The 14973-nt window shown below is 68.4% G+C and carries 14 protein-coding genes; 8 read left to right on the plus strand and 6 right to left on the minus strand.

All coding sequences use genetic code 11. From position 1 onward, the window contains the following. The first annotated feature begins 18 nt into the window (after positions 1-18). The 3 genes from KEG38_RS47290 to KEG38_RS47300 all read left to right on the plus strand — a co-directional run bounded on the left by KEG38_RS47290 (position 19) and on the right by KEG38_RS47300 (position 2837). On the plus strand, positions 19-735 hold the full coding sequence (locus KEG38_RS47290; protein WP_272427473.1) for a TVP38/TMEM64 family protein: 717 nt from the start codon (positions 19-21) through the stop codon (positions 733-735). Then, positions 735-1706: a HEAT repeat domain-containing protein gene (locus tag KEG38_RS47295; protein WP_272427475.1), complete on the plus strand. Its 972-nt coding sequence runs from the start codon at positions 735-737 to the stop codon at positions 1704-1706. Before KEG38_RS47290 ends, KEG38_RS47295 begins: the two co-directional genes overlap by 1 nt. A gap of 168 nt (positions 1707-1874) precedes the next feature. Next, positions 1875-2837, plus strand: coding sequence for an alpha/beta fold hydrolase (locus KEG38_RS47300; RefSeq protein ID WP_272427477.1), 963 nt, complete (start codon positions 1875-1877; stop codon positions 2835-2837). 134 nt (positions 2838-2971) lie between these two features. Here the strand turns inward: KEG38_RS47300 and KEG38_RS47305 are convergent, their stop codons facing one another. Together KEG38_RS47305 and KEG38_RS47310 are read right to left on the minus strand one after the other, a co-directional pair. Continuing rightward, entirely contained in the window at positions 2972-3385 is a 414-nt protein-coding gene (locus tag KEG38_RS47305) for a VOC family protein (RefSeq protein ID WP_272427479.1), read from the minus strand. A 13-nt stretch (positions 3386-3398) separates the two neighbouring features. Next, a complete protein-coding gene (locus KEG38_RS47310; RefSeq protein WP_272427481.1) occupies positions 3399-4535 on the minus strand; it encodes an alpha/beta hydrolase family protein in 1137 nt (378 codons plus the stop codon). A gap of 188 nt (positions 4536-4723) precedes the next feature. Here KEG38_RS47310 and KEG38_RS47315 point away from each other — a divergent pair, with 188 nt between their 5' ends. From KEG38_RS47315 to KEG38_RS47335, 5 genes are all read left to right on the plus strand, one after another. Next, the gene (locus tag KEG38_RS47315; protein ID WP_272427482.1) at positions 4724-5803 is read left to right on the plus strand and encodes an alpha/beta hydrolase family protein; all 1080 of its coding nucleotides are present in this window, start codon (positions 4724-4726) and stop codon (positions 5801-5803) included. A 109-nt stretch (positions 5804-5912) separates the two neighbouring features. Next, complete coding sequence (locus KEG38_RS47320) at positions 5913-6566, plus strand: hypothetical protein (protein ID WP_272427484.1); 654 nt, start codon at positions 5913-5915, stop codon at positions 6564-6566. 15 nt (positions 6567-6581) lie between these two features. Then, positions 6582-7004 (plus strand): STAS/SEC14 domain-containing protein, encoded by a 423-nt coding sequence (locus KEG38_RS47325; RefSeq protein ID WP_272427485.1) that lies wholly within the window; start codon positions 6582-6584, stop codon positions 7002-7004. Between the two features lie 87 nt (positions 7005-7091). Further along, entirely contained in the window at positions 7092-8717 is a 1626-nt protein-coding gene (locus tag KEG38_RS47330; RefSeq protein WP_272427487.1) for an ABC-F family ATP-binding cassette domain-containing protein, read from the plus strand. A gap of 24 nt (positions 8718-8741) precedes the next feature. Next, on the plus strand, positions 8742-9674 hold the full coding sequence (locus tag KEG38_RS47335) for a GNAT family N-acetyltransferase (RefSeq protein WP_272427489.1): 933 nt from the start codon (positions 8742-8744) through the stop codon (positions 9672-9674). On the opposite strand, the gene KEG38_RS47340 is transcribed toward KEG38_RS47335, so the two are convergent. From KEG38_RS47340 to KEG38_RS47355, 4 genes are all read right to left on the minus strand, one after another. Continuing rightward, positions 9632-11743 (minus strand): glucosidase family protein, encoded by a 2112-nt coding sequence (locus KEG38_RS47340; protein ID WP_272427490.1) that lies wholly within the window; start codon positions 11741-11743, stop codon positions 9632-9634. The genes KEG38_RS47335 and KEG38_RS47340 overlap by 43 nt on opposite strands. A gap of 71 nt (positions 11744-11814) precedes the next feature. After that, positions 11815-13113 carry an aspartate aminotransferase family protein gene (locus KEG38_RS47345; protein ID WP_272427492.1) on the minus strand — a complete coding sequence of 433 codons (1299 nt, stop codon included), beginning with the start codon at positions 13111-13113 and terminating at the stop codon, positions 11815-11817. 14 nt (positions 13114-13127) lie between these two features. Further along, complete coding sequence (locus KEG38_RS47350; protein WP_272427494.1) at positions 13128-13715, minus strand: Maf family protein; 588 nt, start codon at positions 13713-13715, stop codon at positions 13128-13130. After that, a complete protein-coding gene (locus tag KEG38_RS47355) occupies positions 13703-14965 on the minus strand; it encodes an STAS domain-containing protein (RefSeq protein WP_272427495.1) in 1263 nt (420 codons plus the stop codon). Before KEG38_RS47355 ends, KEG38_RS47350 begins: the two co-directional genes overlap by 13 nt. Between the last annotated feature and the right edge of the window lie 8 nt (positions 14966-14973).

Here is a 14973-nt window from a genome sequence, read left to right on the forward strand (position 1 = left end):
TGGTAGGCTGCGCGCCCGATGCGGCGTCGCCTCGAACGAGTCCTCCTGCTCCTCGGGCTGCTCGCCCTTCCGCTCGTGCTTTTGCGCCTGCCGGCCGTGCGCAACGCGCTCGTCTCGCTCGTCGGGTTCATGCGCGAGGCGGGCGCGGCCGGCGCGCTTTTGTTCTTCGGCGTCGAGGTCTTTGCCCTCGCGATCACCACGCCCCTCTGGGTCATGTCGGGCCTCGCGGGGTACGCGTACGGCTTCGGCAAGGGAATCTTGATCGCGTGGCCGGCCGTGACGCTCGGCGTCTGCCTCTGCTTCCTCTTCGGCCGCGCCTCCATCGGCAAGCTCCTCTCGGCGCGCGCGGGCGAGGCCCATTTCTGGCGCGCCGTCGAGCGCGCCGTCCGCGCCGACGGCTTCAAGATCACCTTCCTCCTGCGTGTCACCTTCGCCTTCCCGCAGAACATCGGCACGTACATGCTCTCGGCCACGCCCCTCTCACTTCGTGCTTTTGCGGCGGGCTCGTTCCTCGGCCTCTTGCCGGCCACCCTCTTTCACGTCTACGTCGGCGCGAGCGTGGAGAGCGCGGCCGCGCTGCTTTCGGGCGAGGCCAAGGCGCCGGGATCACTCGGCTGGATCACGCTCGTGCTCGGGTTTGTCGTGACGCTCGGCGCGCTCGTCGTCACCTCGCGGATCGCACGCCGCTCCCTCGACAAGGCGCTCGCGGCGCCCTCGCAGGCGACGGAGTCCTGATGGCGGCCCGGAAAAACACCTTCGACGACAAACTCGCGCGCATTCGCACACTCGCCCGCGCCGAGCCAAAGGCGGCCGCCACGCCCGATCTCGGCCGGCTGCTCGCCGATCCGACCCCGTTCCTCGTGGGGGAGGCGGCGAAGGTCGTGGCCGAGCTCGAGCTCCGCGCGCTCGTACCCGACCTCGTCGCGGCTTTCGACCGGCTCCTCGGCATGCCTGCGATGGCGGATCGAGGCTGTCACGCGAAACAGAAGGTCCTGGAGGCGCTCGTCACGCTCGAAGCGGACGTGTGGGACACGTATCGAAAAGGCCTCCGGTACGTGCAGATCGAGGTCACCGTGGGCCCGCCCGTGGATACGGCCGGGCTCGTTCGCGGCATCTCGGCGCATGCGCTCGTCCGGACGAACTTTCCGCGGGCTGCGCTCGAAGTGACCCCGCTCCTGTTCGACGAAATGCCCGAGGCCCGCGTCGCCGCGGCCGAAGCGCTGCGCGACACGTGCGAGGTCGTCTGCGCGGCCGTGCTGCATACGCGGGTGATCGTGGGGGATCCCGAGCCCGACGTGCTCGGTGCGTGTTATCGCGGAATGCTCGCGCTCGAACCGCGCCAGTATTTGCCCGTCGTCGCGGCTGCGCTCGAAGCCGGGGTCGAAACGGCGGCGCTCGCGCTCGGCGAGTCGCGCTTGCCGGAGGCTCTTTTGGTGCTGAAGGAGGCCGTCTCGCGCGCGGATCCGGAGATGGAGAAGACCGTGCTGCTCGGCGTGGCCCTGCTCCGCACCGACGAGGCCTTCTCGTATTTGCTGGACCTCCTCGCCGAGGCGCCGGAGAGCCGCGCGATCCACGCGATCCAGGCGCTCTCGCTCCACCGGCACGATACGCGGCTCACATCGAAGATCAGCGAGATCGTCTCCGCCCGCAAATCACGAAAGCTCGCGCGCGCCTTCGCGGAGCGGTTTGGCCCGAGCGAAGGTTGACGAGATCGTGATAGTGATCCGCACGCTGGATCACGCGTGCCGCGTATAACGTTTCGCTCCATGCCATCGGGGTGCAAAGGTCGGTTTGCATCGCAACGATTTCACGTCGAAAAAGTGACGAAATCGTGGACAGCGGGCCGCGCGTGGCTTTATCTTGTCGCTTCGCCCATGACGTCCGTCGCTTGCCGCAGCCATCGCCGTTTGTTTCGGGGGGGCAACGTGTTCTGGGAGGAGTGGGCTCCGCACGGAGGGCTCGCCCACGAGCGTCAGAGACCTGTCGTTCTCGTGCACGGCCTCACGGATACCTGCCGGACCTGGAACAAGATCGCCCCGGCCCTCGCGCGGGATCGGCGGCTTTATGCCCTCGATTTGCCGGGACACGGCCAGTCGAGCCGATACGACGCCTCGTATGACGTCTCGTGGTACGCGAGCCTCGTCGTCGAATGGATTCGATCGCTCGGGCTCTCGGACTTCGATCTCATCGGCCATTCCCTCGGCGGCGGCATCGCGATGCACGTGCTGCTCGAACAGCCGGGGCGCGTGCATCGCCTGGCGCTCGTCGCCGCCGGCGGGCTCGGCCTCGAGGTCGCCGCGCCGCTGCGCCTCGCCTCGTCGATGGGATTGCTCGATCTCGCGGCGCCGGTGCTCATGGGCATCGGCACGAACGCGGGCGTGCGCGTGCTCGGCGGCAATTTCGACGAAGCGGAGCGCAAGCACCTCATCGAGATGAATGCACGCCCGGGCACGGCGCGCGCCCTCTTCCGGACGCTGCGGAATGCCGTCGATCTGCGAGGGCAACGCGAGCACCTGCTCGATCATGCGTACCGGCTGCGCGAGCTGCCGCCCCTCGCGGTGTACTGGGGCGATAAGGATCCGGTGATTCCGGTCAAGCACGCCGAGCAGGTGCACCATTACGTCGACGGCGCCATCGTGCGTCGTTTCCAGAACGTGGGCCATTACCCGCACCGCGAGGCCGTACCGGAGATCCTCTCCGAGCTCTTCCGGTTCCTCGACCAACCCCAGCGCACGCCGCGGGTGCGCCCGGGCGCTCGTCCGCCGCGCGCGCCCGAGGACGCGCGCCCCTCGCTCTGGCGCAGGCTCGCGGGGGCGCGGCTCGCCGAGGTCGAGTGACGTCTCTGCCTCAGAGGGTGTTCCACAGGCGTCGCGAGCGATTCGAGGCTAGGGAGGGTGAGCGAGGCGTACACTGTACGTCGAGCGAGGCCGACCGACGCATCGAGTCGTGCAGCAGCCTGTGGAACACTCTCTCACGAATTCGTGGCGATCGCGTCGTATCCCTTTTCGGAAAACTGAATCAGGCAGAGCCCGTGCCCGAACGGATCGGCGAGCATGACGATCCGGCCCCAGGCGTGCGCGGCGATGTCGCTTTCCCGGACAGCCCCCGCGGCCTCGGCCCGCGCGAGCGCGCCGTCGAGGTCCTCCACCACGAAATCGAGGTGGACCGGCGTCCAGTGGCGGCCATAGGACCGCGGCGAGGTCGATCCGGCGAAGGGAAGGCTCCCCGCCTGCTTCACGAGCAGATAGATCGCGGCATTCGCGCCCACGAGCTCCACGCCGGCGCTGCCGAAGCGGCGGCCGATACGGAGGTCGAAGGCGCGCGTGTAAAAGTGGATCGCGCGGTCGAGGTCGTCGACGTCGATGTTGACGAGCAAGGTGGTCATGGGTTCGTCGGGGTCATGGAAGCACGGTTTTCCGCTGGTTTCCAAGCCACGAGAGGCCCGCGTTGTAAATCACGTCGTGCCCGCCCAGAAACACCACGACCGTCGCGCGTTCGCTCGTGCGTTCGAAGACGACTTTTGCCTTCGCGGCTTCGTAAAGCGGGCGCGCCGCCGGGGCGCCGAGGGCCTCGGGGATGCTGCGCGTCTTGGCGATTCGCCCGATGTCCTCGTCCGGTACCCGATCCGCGGGCGCCGCGAGGTCATTGAAGGCGCGGAGCGCGTGATCCGGGGGGACGAGCTGGTCCCAGATCCCCACGCCGAGATAGACGTTCACACGCCCGCGCGCGCCTTTGAGGTGGGAGCGTGGGCTCCGCCGCCGGCATTCCTCCGCGGCGGGCGTGCCCGGCCGAGGCGCGCCGCCGCAGGCCGCGGCGACCTCGTGCGCGTAATGGCGATCGGGCATGTTCGCGCGCAGCCAGCCGTACCAGTCCACGAGGTCGTAAATGGGCACCCACGACACGACGCCCGCCCAGACCTCCGGGTGCCGGCCCGCGAGCACGAGCGAGGTCATCGCGCTGCCGGAATACCCGACGAGGTAGATCCGCGTCGGATCGATGTTGGCGCGCCGCCTCGCGTAGTCGACGGCGTCGAGCACGTCCCTTTGCGCGAGCTCGGAGGCCACTGACGTGGGCGACCGGTAGGGGCCGCGGTGATCCGGGTGGATGAGCACCCAGCCGTTCCGCTCGGCGAAGATCCCGTACGGAATGCCGATGTTCTGCAGGTAATTCTCGCTCCAGCTATGGAGCGCCACGAGCAAGGGGCGCGGCTCGGGCCGGCCCGGATCGTAAAACAGCGCGCGTTGCTTGTTCCCGTCGAGAGACGAGGAAATCTCGACCTCCTCGATCCGCGGGACTCGCGCCCGCCATACCGAGAAATCCTGCGCGCCGAACGGGAAGGGGCCGCCGGCCGCGCGTGGAAACTCCGGAATCAGCGAAAGCGGCTCTCGCGCGCGCTCGCCCGGCGCGTGCGTCTGCGGGGGCGCAGGCGTGGGCCGAGGTGCGCGGGTCTCTGCATGTGCCGTGGGCGTTTCCCGACATCCAAATAGGAGGAACCCCGCGAGGAGCACCAGCATGGAAACGATGGGGCTCGGCATTGCACCTTCCCTCCGCGGCCCTCCGCACCTGGATACGTTCGTCCCGCACCCGTGCGGGAACGCAATCGCCGTGCCTCATTTCGTCACCGATCGTGCACGGGCGGGCAAGCACGGCGCTCGCAATTCGTTTCGGATGCATGGCCTCGGCTGGGTGGAGCCGCTATACCCGCGCTCCGAGAGACGACCGCATGAATTGCATCCAGAATCGTGTTCGGTTCCTTTCCATCATGGCGCTCGTGGCGCTTTTTTCGATCGCGGAGGGGCCCGCGCGTGCCGACGGCGCAAAGCGCGTGGAGCCCGCGTTCACGCTCGCCTCCCGATTTCCAGGCGGCGAGGGCGCCTCGGGCCTCGGCGCCTGGAAGGAGCGCGTGCCCGGCGTCGAGGCCGTGACAATCAAATCCTCGGCCGACAGCGCCGATCAGCGCGCCATGTTTCTCGACTCGGGCGCGCCTGGAAAGCGACCACTCCTCGTGGTCTTGCATAGCTGGAGCACCGACTGGCGGCAGAACATCGGCATCCCGTATGCCATGTTTGCCGCGAAGAACGACTGGGTCTTCGTGCACCCCGATTTCCGGGGACCGTACCTCCGCCCCGAGGCCGCGGCCTCGGACCTCGCCGCGCAGGACATCCTCGACGCCATCGCGTACGCGAAGCAGCGCGGCCACGTCGACGAGACGCGTATCTATCTCGCGGGTTTCTCCGGCGGCGGCATGACCGCGCTCGCGATGGCTGGGCGGCATCCGGACCTCTGGGCGGGCGTCGTCGCGTGGGCGCCGGTGTACGACATCCCCGATTGGTACACGTACAATCGGAAGGGTTTTCCCAAGCGGCATTATGCGCGTTTCATCGAGGGCGTGTGCAGCGGCGCGCCGCGTCCCGGCACGCAGGCGTTCCACGAGTGCGCGCGCCGCAGCCCGAGCGCGCTCCTTTCGCGGGCGAAGCAGGCGGGCGTGCCGGTCTACGTAGCCACGGGCATTCGCGACGACATCGTGCCCCCGCGGCATTCGATCTCCGCGTTCAACGACCTCGCCGAACCGGCCGATCGCGTGGGCGACGACGTGCTCGCGAAGCTCCTCGCCCCCACGGCGACCCGGCGCGTAAGGTCGACCTCCTCCGACGATATCTACGAGCGCGCCGGCGCCCCATCGTACCTCACACGCACCTCGGGGAACGCCACGCTCGTGCTCTTCGAGGGCGGCCATGACGTCGTCTTCGACGCGGGCCTCGCCTGGCTCCGTGACAAGCGCCGCGCCGCGAAGACTCCCTGAGCGGCCTCGTCGCGCAGAGAATTGTCGTTGTGAAGGGGCGGGAAAGCCTGTAGAGAAGGCGAATCCGGGCGACGCGGTTCGCGCGTAGGCCCCACGGAGGAGCTTCTACATGATCCATTCCCGCCTCGGTTTTGCTTCGATCCTCGGATTGGTCCTCGTCTGCGCGGCCGTTACCGCGTGCGGCGACGAAAACAGCGGCAGCGGAGGCGCGGGGGGCAATGCGGGCGCGGGCGGCACCGGCGGCACCGGCGGCAGCGGCGGCACCGGCGGCGCAGGCGGCGCAGGCGGCAGTGGCGGTAACGGCGGCGCAGGCGGTAACGACCTCGTCATGACCGAAGCCGATTTAGATTGCATCCTCGGCTGGGAGAAGGTCCGCTCGTTCCGCGTCACGAACAAGCTCGGCAACCTCGATGCCACGCTCGCCGCGGCCAATGCCCCCGGCACGACGGATTACCCCGTGGGCACCGTGATCCAGCTCGTCCCCTTCGAGGCGATGGTCAAGCGCGCGCCGGGATTCGCCGCGGAGTCGAACGACTGGGAGTTTTTCTTCCTGGAAGTCTCGGAGATGGGCACGAAGATCGTGCAGCGCGGCTCCACGGACGTTGTGAACCAGTTCGGCGGCAATTGCCTCGATTGCCATAAAAAGGCCCTGCCCGAGTTTGACTTCGTCTGCGAGAAGGAGCACGGCTGCGATCCGCTGCCCCTCACGGACGACGAGATCCAGATGGTGCAGAACGGCGATCCGCGCTGCCCGATGCCCTGATCTCCGATTGAATCGATGGACGAGGAGATCCGCATCGGCAGGCACATGCTCCACTTCGAGCAGGAGGACCTGCTCGTGATGGAGTTTCATGGCGATGTGGAGGACGGCGAAATGTCCGCGATTTTTCGGGTCCACGACGAGCGGCTCCTCGCGCTCGGCCGGATCTTCGTGCTCGCCGACGTCCGGCAGGCCACGGCCATGTCGCGGATGGCAAAAGGCGAAGGGCTCGGCCGGCCGAAGCCCTTGCCGCCGCACGTCGTGGCCGTCGTCGGCGCGCCTTACTCCATCCGGGTCCTGATCGAGCTCATCGCGCGCGCCACCAAGCTGCTCACGGGCGGCGCGACGACGCTGCGGTTCTTCGAGACAATCGCGGAGGCGCGAGCCTACCTCGAAGAATGCCGGCGCAGCTGGAAGCCGAGCGTGCCGCCCCCCGCGTGAGCTTTCTGCCGATCCTCCATCCTCCGGAGGACGGCGTGTTTTTTTCGGATGCGTTAGGGCCTTCCGTCCGCTAAGTAGGCGCCCCGCATGATCCGGCTCGACTCCATTGGCAAGCGCCACGGCAAGCAGATCCTCTTCGTCGAGGCCTCTGCCGCCGTCAACCGCGGCGAGAAGATCGGCCTCGTCGGCCCGAACGGTTCGGGCAAGACCACGCTCTTCCGCATGATCACCCGCGAGGAAGCGCCGGACGAGGGGCAGATCGCCATCGATCGTGGCGTCACGGTGGGGTATTTCCGGCAAGACGTCGGCGAGATGAAGGGCAAGAGCATCGTCGCCGAGACGATGGACGGCGTCGGCCCCGTCTCCGAGATCGCGGCCGAGCTCGCCGAGCTCGAAGCGGCGCTCGCGGATCCCGATCGCGCGGACGAGATGGAGGAGCTGCTCGAACGATACGGGCAGGCCCAGGCGAAATGGAGCGAGCTCGACGGCTATGCGCTCGACGCGCGGGCGCGGGAGATCCTCGCGGGCCTCGGCTTCTCGAACGAGCTCATGGATCGTGACGTCGGCACACTCTCCGGCGGCTGGAAGATGCGCGTGGCGCTGGCCAGGATCCTCCTGCTCCGGCCCGACGTGCTCCTGCTCGACGAGCCGACGAACCACCTCGACATCGAGTCGATCATCTGGCTCGAAGGTTTCTTGAAGTCGTACGAGGGCGCGCTCGTCATCACCGCCCACGATCGCGCCTTCATGAACCGGCTCTGCACGAAGATCCTGGAGATCGACGGCGGCGAGCTCACCACGTTCACGGGCAATTACGATTTTTACGAGCGGCAACGCGCGATTGCCGCCGAGCAGGCCGAGGCGCAATACGAGCGGCAGCAGGCGATGCTCGCGAAGGAGATGCGCTTCATCGAGCGGTTCAAGACCCACGCGGCGAAGGCGGCGCAGGTGCAGAGCCGGGTGAAGAAGCTCGACAAGATCGACAAGCTCGAGCCGCCGAAGAAGAGCAAGCGGCCGCAGATGTTCGATTTCCGGGCGCCCCCGCGGTCCGGCGAGGACGTCGCGAAGCTCGACGGCGTGGTGAAGCGTTATGGCAGCCGCGCGGTCTACGAGGGGCTCGATTTCCTGGTGCGGCGGCGCGAGCGGTGGTGCGTGATGGGCGTGAACGGCGCGGGCAAATCCACGCTGCTCAAGATCATCGCCGGCGAGCTCACGCCGGACGCGGGCGGAGCGTCGCTCGGGGCGAGCGTGAAGCTCGGGTATTTCGCGCAGCACGCGATGGACGTGCTCGACCCGGAGCTCACGGTGGTCGGCACGCTCATCCATTCCTTCCCCGATGCCTCGCTCGGCACGCTGCGCACGCTGGCGGGTTGCTTCGGCTTCTCGGGTGACGACGTGGACAAACCCGTCCGCGTGCTCTCCGGCGGGGAGAAGGCGCGGCTCGTTCTTGCACGGATGCTCTACGATCCGCCGAATTTCCTCGTGCTCGACGAGCCGACGAACCACCTCGACATCGCCACGAAGGAAATGCTGGTGGAGGCGCTTTCCAACTTCGAGGGGACGATGCTGTTCGTGTCCCACGATCGCCATTTCCTCGCGGCGCTCTCGAACCGCGTGCTCGAATTGACCCCGGAAGGCGTGCACAAGTACGGCGGCGGGTACCTCGAATACGTGGCCACGAGCGGGCACGAGGCGCCGGGGCTTCGGCGGTAGCAGGCGCCTTCGTTTTCCTCCCCCATGGCGACACTCGAGATCATCGAGGATGACGAGGCCCTTCGGGACTGGGTCGACGTCGTCGACGCTGCGGATGTCTGGGGGATTCCCTCGTTCGAGGATGCGCGTCATCTGCGCGGCCTTCACCCGGGCCGCGTGGATGGGGTGCTCCGGCTCGATGGGCGCCCCGTGGGCGCGGCCTTCGTTCGACCTGCCGGCGGTGAGAGCGCGGAGCCGTGCGGGATCGCGGGCCTTTGGGTGATTCCCGCGTTTCGCTGCCAGGGCCTCGGATCGGCCATGCATCGCGCGTTCTCGGAGCACGCGCGGCGGCTCGGATTGCGTGAGCTCCAGATCGAGGCCCATGAGAGCCAGCACGACGCCCGCGTTTACCTCGAACGGCGCGGCTACGAGGAAATCGGGCGAGAGGTCGAGCTCGTGCTGGAGCTCGATGCGTTGCCCATGCCGGAGGTGAAGCCGCCGGCCGGCATCACGCTCGTGACACGGGCCGAGCGGCCCGACGTCTTGGCCGGCATGTACCAGGTCGCGAAGGAAGCCATTCCCGATATCCCCGTGGACGAGGCCGACGAGGTGGGTTCGTTCGAGGAATGGCTCGCGACGGACATGGACAGGCCCATCCATACGCACGACCTCACGTTCATCGCAATGGAAGGCGCCGAGGTGGTGGGGTATGCGGTGCTCCAGCGTGGTCGAGGCGGCGTCGCATTCCACAGCCTCACCGGTGTGCGGCGCGCATGGCGCGGACGAGGCATTGCAAGCGCGCTCAAGCGGGCGCAGGTGGCCGCCGCGAAGCGAGCTGGCTTCCGGCGTCTGGTGACGGAGAACGCCGTCGGGAACGAACCGATCCGGCACCTCAACGAGGTCATGGGGTACAAGCCCCTCATGAGCACGATTCTCTATCGCGGGCCGCTTCTGGACGGGGGCCGGAGCGCCAGGTAGACGGTGCTCCAGAGCTGGAGCGCATTCGATTCATCCACGTGGCCGCGCGCCTGGCCAAACGGGATGAGCACCGCCTTGCCGCCCCGGGGCTCCCAGCTCCACAGCTCTTCGGCGCGCCGCGCGTGGGTGGCCTCGATGCCCTCCCACAACGCGCGTTCGGCCAGGAGGAGCGCTTCGCGCGTGGCGTCCGGTAGGTCCTTGCGCGAGAGTTGCCGGGACAGACCCGCGGCCATGGCGGCTTGTTGCCACGACCAGACCACGGTCCCGTGATAATCGGCGCGCGTGAACATCGCGGCGAGGGCAGGATCGCCTGCATACGCAGGATTCGCGACCAGCATGCCGACGTCCGTGCGAAGCCCGGCCGGGAACGGGCGCAGGAGGTCGTGGGCCACGAGCGTGAGAAGCTCGGGCGAGGGCTCGTCGAAGAGCAGGACGAATGCCGTGTCCGAATGCATCACCGGGATCGGTTTGCCCGCGGCGTCGAGCGCGAGGGCAAAGAAGCGGATCGGGACGTCGATCGATGCGACCGCAAGAGCGCCGTCGAGACCGACCGCGGCCGCGTATTCGCTCACGCGCGCGCGCGCCGCCTCCGCGGGGATCTCCACCCTGAAAAAGCGCTCGACCCCCTTCCATGCATCGGAGAGGGCGCGTGCCTCGCTGGCCGCAGCCGGATCCGGGCCGAGGAGATCGCTCGCGAAGAGGCGCGCGGCGGCGCGCAGGGCGGCCGGGACGAGGGCCACGTTGACGTCGAATGGGATGTGCCCACCGCCGAGCCCCTGATTCGAATCGCGCCAGTTGCCCACGGGAAGGCCTGGTTTCAGCGAGACCAGCGTTTCGGGGCCTGGGTGTTTCGCGAAGGGGGCCGCGCGGGCGAGGACCAGCGCGAGGTTTTGCCGGAGCACGTCGCGATAAAGCATGCCCGAAGGCGTCTTGCAGGCGAGGAATCCTCGGGCACGCGTGCTCCCCGCGGGCATGTCGAGCAGATAGGCCGCGGCCATGGGGGCGAGGAGAAAATCGTCGTCGACCATCTTGTAATCGAGGACGGGCGCGCGCAGATCCGCGGGCCGCGGGGTCGCCATGGCATTGAGCCACACCGCATACTCGCCGATGGCCTCCTCGTGCGCGACGTCGCCGTCCGGGGCGAGCCGATCGAGCACCGAGCCGAGCCCCGCTTCGATCGCAGGGGGCTCGAGGGCGGGCAGGAGCATGTGCAATGCGAGCAGGGTGTCGCGTCCGAAATAGGTCAGGAAGCGCCAGGAGCCGGCGAGGAGCTTTTCTTGAAAAGATAGGAAGGAGAGGGCCCGGCGTGCCTGCGCGTCGCTTGCCGCATGCACATTGAGGAGATCCTCGACGGGAAACGGCGCGAGCGGCGCCTCGTCCTGGAGGGCCGTGGCGAGGAAGTGAACCTCGCCTTCGGGGCCCGCATGAAGGACGATATCGTCGTTTTCGCGTGTGACGGTGGAGCCCTCTCGGGGCTCGATGCGGAGCTCGATACGTCGGCCGTCCAGCATGGTGCGGCGCAGGGCGAAAGGCGGTCCGGGATCGACCTCGTGCGCGAGCGAGGGCGCCCCAGGACCGAGGCCTCCGGCCATCTCGTCTCGCAGGAATCGAATGCCGGCCAGCATGGCGTGGTGGATGCGCAAGGCGGGCGCACGGGCGACGAGGTGCGCCGTGACGCCGCGCATGCCATCGGGCTCTTCGACGCCGTCGAGCGTGGTGAGAGGCGCGAGCTCGAATGCAGCAGGCTGCACGAGGGGCGCGAATCCGAGGACGATGCCGGCGTTCCCCGCGGGAAAAGCGACGAGGAGGCGGGGGACGGGGCCGGAGGTCGTGAGGAGGTGCGCCGCGATCGGGCCGCGGCGATAGAAGTGATTGGTGATGGATCCAGCCATGATGTCGAAGCGCAGAAGCTCGGGGGCAGGGGAGGGCGCGGCGAGCCGTGGCGGCGTGACGTCCGTGCCGTGATCTGCATAGCCGCGGTTCGTGCAAGCGGCGAGTGCCAAGAGCACGCCGGTCAAAATGCGGAATCCGTGCGATCGCGGAAGGCTTGGCGTGGGCGGCGTGCGCATGGGCTTCCCCACGGCGGGGGAATGCAAAGAGGGCGCCGGAGCCGCCGGTTCCGTTTTGGCTGCCTTTTCCGTTACACGAGCTCCGCGATCGTATCGATTTCCTCCCGCAGCGCCGTCACGAACGCGTCGAGCTCGTTTTCCTCGATATCGAGCCGCGGCTGGAGTCGGAGCGTATTCCAACGGTGGCCGCACACGAAGCAATAATAGCCCCGCTTGTACATGCGATGGCAGACGAGTAGGCCAATCGGCGAATGCCCGTCGAGCTCGTCCATGCCGAAATGCTCGAACGAGAGCCACGGGTGGTCCGTCGCGCTGAGCTCGACGCCCGCGATGAGCCCCGCGCCGCGCACCTCCACGACGAGCGGCGAGCCCGCGAGTGCGCGCCTGAGCCCCGCTTGAAAATGGTCGCCGCGCGCCTTGGCCACGGCGAAGACCTCGGGCGAGAGCAGGTCGAGCATCGCGAGCGCCGCGACGCAGGACATCGCATTGCCGCCGAACGTCACGTTGTGCGCCTCCGCCGTGGCCATGTCCTTGCCATAGGCGCGCAAAAACGTGTCCTTGCGCGTGAGCATGGCCGAGCACGGCAAGAGGCCGCCCCCGAGCGCCTTCGCCAGCACGATCACGTCCGGGCGGCGTGGCCAGGTCGTGGTGCCGAGGAAACGACCGAGCCGGCCGAGACCGGTCTGCACCTCGTCCGCCACGAGCAGCGTGCCGTGCTTCGTGGTGAGCTCGCAGAGAGACGTTATGTATCGGTCCGACAAAGGGAACACGCCGCCTTCGAGCTGGATCGGCTCCACGATGATCGCGGCCACGTCCTCCGGTTCGAGCGCGCGCGCGAGCGCGTCCACGTCCTCGGGCGGGACGGGCGAGACGCCGGGAAGGTGGGGCGCGAAGGGATCACGGAACATGCCGGGGTTCATGAGCGCGCAGCTCCCCATCGTGGTGCCGTGATACGCGCCGAGCAGCGAGAGCACGCGCGGGCGCCCCGTCGCGGCGCGCGCGAGCTTCATCGACGCCTCGACCGCGTCGCTGCCGGACATCCCGAAAAACGCGTTGTCGTAGCCCGTCCGCTCGAAAAGCGCGCGCCCGAGCCGCCCCGCGTAAGGATTGACCCGCGACGGATACCAGGACGGCGCGTCGGTCGCGAGCCAATCCCGCACGGCATCGGCCACGGCCGCGACACGGTGCCCGAGCGATTGCGTGCCATGCAGATCCTCGATGAGCCGTCCGCCCTCGTCGACGAGTTTTCCGTCGCGCGTCCCGGCAATACGATACGGCTCGCCCGTCATGGCGACCCGCGCGGCGACGAGCGGATTGACGAATCGACGGAAATCCTCGACGCCTTTGCGCAGAATCTCCGCGTGATCCATGGAGGCCATTCTCGTCACCTCGCGAGATCGAGCGGCTCGATCCCGGCTTCGCGCAGGAGGCGGCAAAGCGAGAGCAAGGGCAAGCCCACGATGGCCGACTCGTCCCCGCCGCGCACGGATTCGAAGAGGCCGATGCCACGCTTCTCGAAGAGATACCCGCCCGCGCTGCCCACCGGATCGTCGAGCGTGACGTATCGATCGATGAGCGCCGGCGAAAGCGGCCGCATCGTGAGCTCCACCGTGACCGTCTCGCCGAGCATTCGGCCCTCGGACGGCGACCAGAGCACGACGGCCGTGTGCAGCATGTGCGTGCGTCCGGAGAGCTCGGCGAGCTGGGCCCGGCAGTCGTCCTGGCTCTCGGTTTTTCGCAGGATGTGACCGTCGTATTCGGGCACCTGATCGGCGCCGATGACCCACGTCCCCGGCGCCGCTTCGAGGCTCTTCGCCTTGCCCTCGGCGAACGCGCGGGCGACGTCCCGGGGCGAAAGTCCCTCGGGCGGGATCTCGTCGAAATGAGGCGCGCGGGCTTCGTAGGGGAGGCCGAGGCGGTCGAGCAGCGCGCGGCGGAAGCGGGACGTGGATGCGAGGATCAGCCGGTCCATCGCCGGGGAGCATACCCCTCGGCGTGGGTTCCGCGAAGCGCGCGAGCGACCCCGTCCTGCAGCGTGCTGCACGAGACGAGGCAGCCGAAGTTCGCGTCGAGCGCGAGGAGCGTCTGCGCGACGGGCCCGCGGATGCCCGTCAGGAACACACGCGCGCCGAGGAGCGACGCCGCGCGGGCCGCGCGCAGGATGCCGTGCGCCACGTGCGAGTCGACGTCGTTCACGCCCGTGATGTCGAGGATCGCCACGCGCGCGCCCCGCCGCGAGATGCCTTGAAGCAAGGTCTCGAGCATCTGCTCGGTGCGCTGCTCGTTCAGCGCGCCCACGAGCGGCATCAGGATCACGCCCTCGGCGATCGGCAGGAGCGGCGTCGAGAGCGCGCGGATCGCTGCCGCTTGCGAGGCGATGATCTCCTCCTGGAGCTTTCCGCGCGCCTGCTCCGCCGCGATGAGCGGGCCCTTGTCGCGCAAGAGCCAGAAGCGCGCGGGCATCCGATCGCTGCGGCCCGGCGCGATGAACGAGAGGATGTCCGCTTCGAAGAGCTCGCCGTTCGCACGAAACAGATGGAGCTCGCCGCGCGCGCGGCCTTCGCGAAGGGCCGTGTTCGCGAGCGCTGCGAGCGCGCTTCGTTGCTCGTCCGGGACGAGCGTCGACATCATGCGACCCGGGATTCCTTCGCTGCCGAACGTTTCCTGGAAGGCCGTGTTCGCGTAGAGGAGCATCGTCCCCTCGCCGCCCGCGAGCACGACCGGGTCGGGCGAGGCATCCACGAAGTGACGGAACAACGTGGCGTCGGCCGCCTCGCGCGCGTCCGGGCCGTGGAAAAACGCGTCGACCGCCGTGAGCACCGCGGTGAACGCTTCCATGAGCCGATGCACGCCGGCCCGGGCCTCGGGCACGCCCGCGACGACCGCGTCCATCGCGACGTCGAGGTAGTCCTGCCGGCACCCCTCGACGAGCTGGAGCACGAGGTGCACGCCTCCGCCGAGCGTCACCTGACTCTCGCACCACCCCCGCGCGCGCGTCTCGAGGTCGGAGAAATCGGGGGCCGCGAGCGCGTTTGCGTACGCGAGCACGTCCTCGGTGACGGGCGCGACGAGGAACTCCTCGGGGGCTTGCGCGAGCCAGGGCAGGATGCGCCGCAGTCGCTCCATCTCACGTGCGACCAGGACGTCACGACGCCCGAGCAGCGCCGCGCGAAACGCGGCGAGGGGATGCTCGTCCAGCGGGGAGCGAACCTCGGAGCTCATGCGGAATG

Source organism: Polyangium jinanense, assembly GCF_028435265.1.
Lineage (GTDB): Bacteria > Myxococcota_A > Polyangia > Polyangiales > Polyangiaceae > Polyangium > Polyangium jinanense.

What these genes read in the sequence shown, in the direction of transcription:
- KEG38_RS47355 (WP_272427495.1), bottom strand. Translation starts at nt 14,965, where the DNA reads ATGAGCTCCGAGGTTCGCTCCCCGCTGGACGAGCATCCCCTCGCCGCG.
- KEG38_RS47300 (WP_272427477.1), top strand. Translation starts at nt 1,875, where the DNA reads ATGACGTCCGTCGCTTGCCGCAGCCATCGCCGTTTGTTTCGGGGGGGC.
- KEG38_RS47340 (WP_272427490.1), bottom strand. Translation starts at nt 11,743, where the DNA reads ATGCGCACGCCGCCCACGCCAAGCCTTCCGCGATCGCACGGATTCCGC.
- KEG38_RS47295 (WP_272427475.1), top strand. Translation starts at nt 735, where the DNA reads ATGGCGGCCCGGAAAAACACCTTCGACGACAAACTCGCGCGCATTCGC.
- KEG38_RS47315 (WP_272427482.1), top strand. Translation starts at nt 4,724, where the DNA reads ATGAATTGCATCCAGAATCGTGTTCGGTTCCTTTCCATCATGGCGCTC.
- KEG38_RS47345 (WP_272427492.1), bottom strand. Translation starts at nt 13,113, where the DNA reads ATGGATCACGCGGAGATTCTGCGCAAAGGCGTCGAGGATTTCCGTCGA.
- KEG38_RS47310 (WP_272427481.1), bottom strand. Translation starts at nt 4,535, where the DNA reads ATGCCGAGCCCCATCGTTTCCATGCTGGTGCTCCTCGCGGGGTTCCTC.
- KEG38_RS47305 (WP_272427479.1), bottom strand. Translation starts at nt 3,385, where the DNA reads ATGACCACCTTGCTCGTCAACATCGACGTCGACGACCTCGACCGCGCG.
- KEG38_RS47290 (WP_272427473.1), top strand. Translation starts at nt 19, where the DNA reads ATGCGGCGTCGCCTCGAACGAGTCCTCCTGCTCCTCGGGCTGCTCGCC.
- KEG38_RS47325 (WP_272427485.1), top strand. Translation starts at nt 6,582, where the DNA reads ATGGACGAGGAGATCCGCATCGGCAGGCACATGCTCCACTTCGAGCAG.
- KEG38_RS47350 (WP_272427494.1), bottom strand. Translation starts at nt 13,715, where the DNA reads ATGGACCGGCTGATCCTCGCATCCACGTCCCGCTTCCGCCGCGCGCTG.
- KEG38_RS47335 (WP_272427489.1), top strand. Translation starts at nt 8,742, where the DNA reads ATGGCGACACTCGAGATCATCGAGGATGACGAGGCCCTTCGGGACTGG.
- KEG38_RS47320 (WP_272427484.1), top strand. Translation starts at nt 5,913, where the DNA reads ATGATCCATTCCCGCCTCGGTTTTGCTTCGATCCTCGGATTGGTCCTC.
- KEG38_RS47330 (WP_272427487.1), top strand. Translation starts at nt 7,092, where the DNA reads ATGATCCGGCTCGACTCCATTGGCAAGCGCCACGGCAAGCAGATCCTC.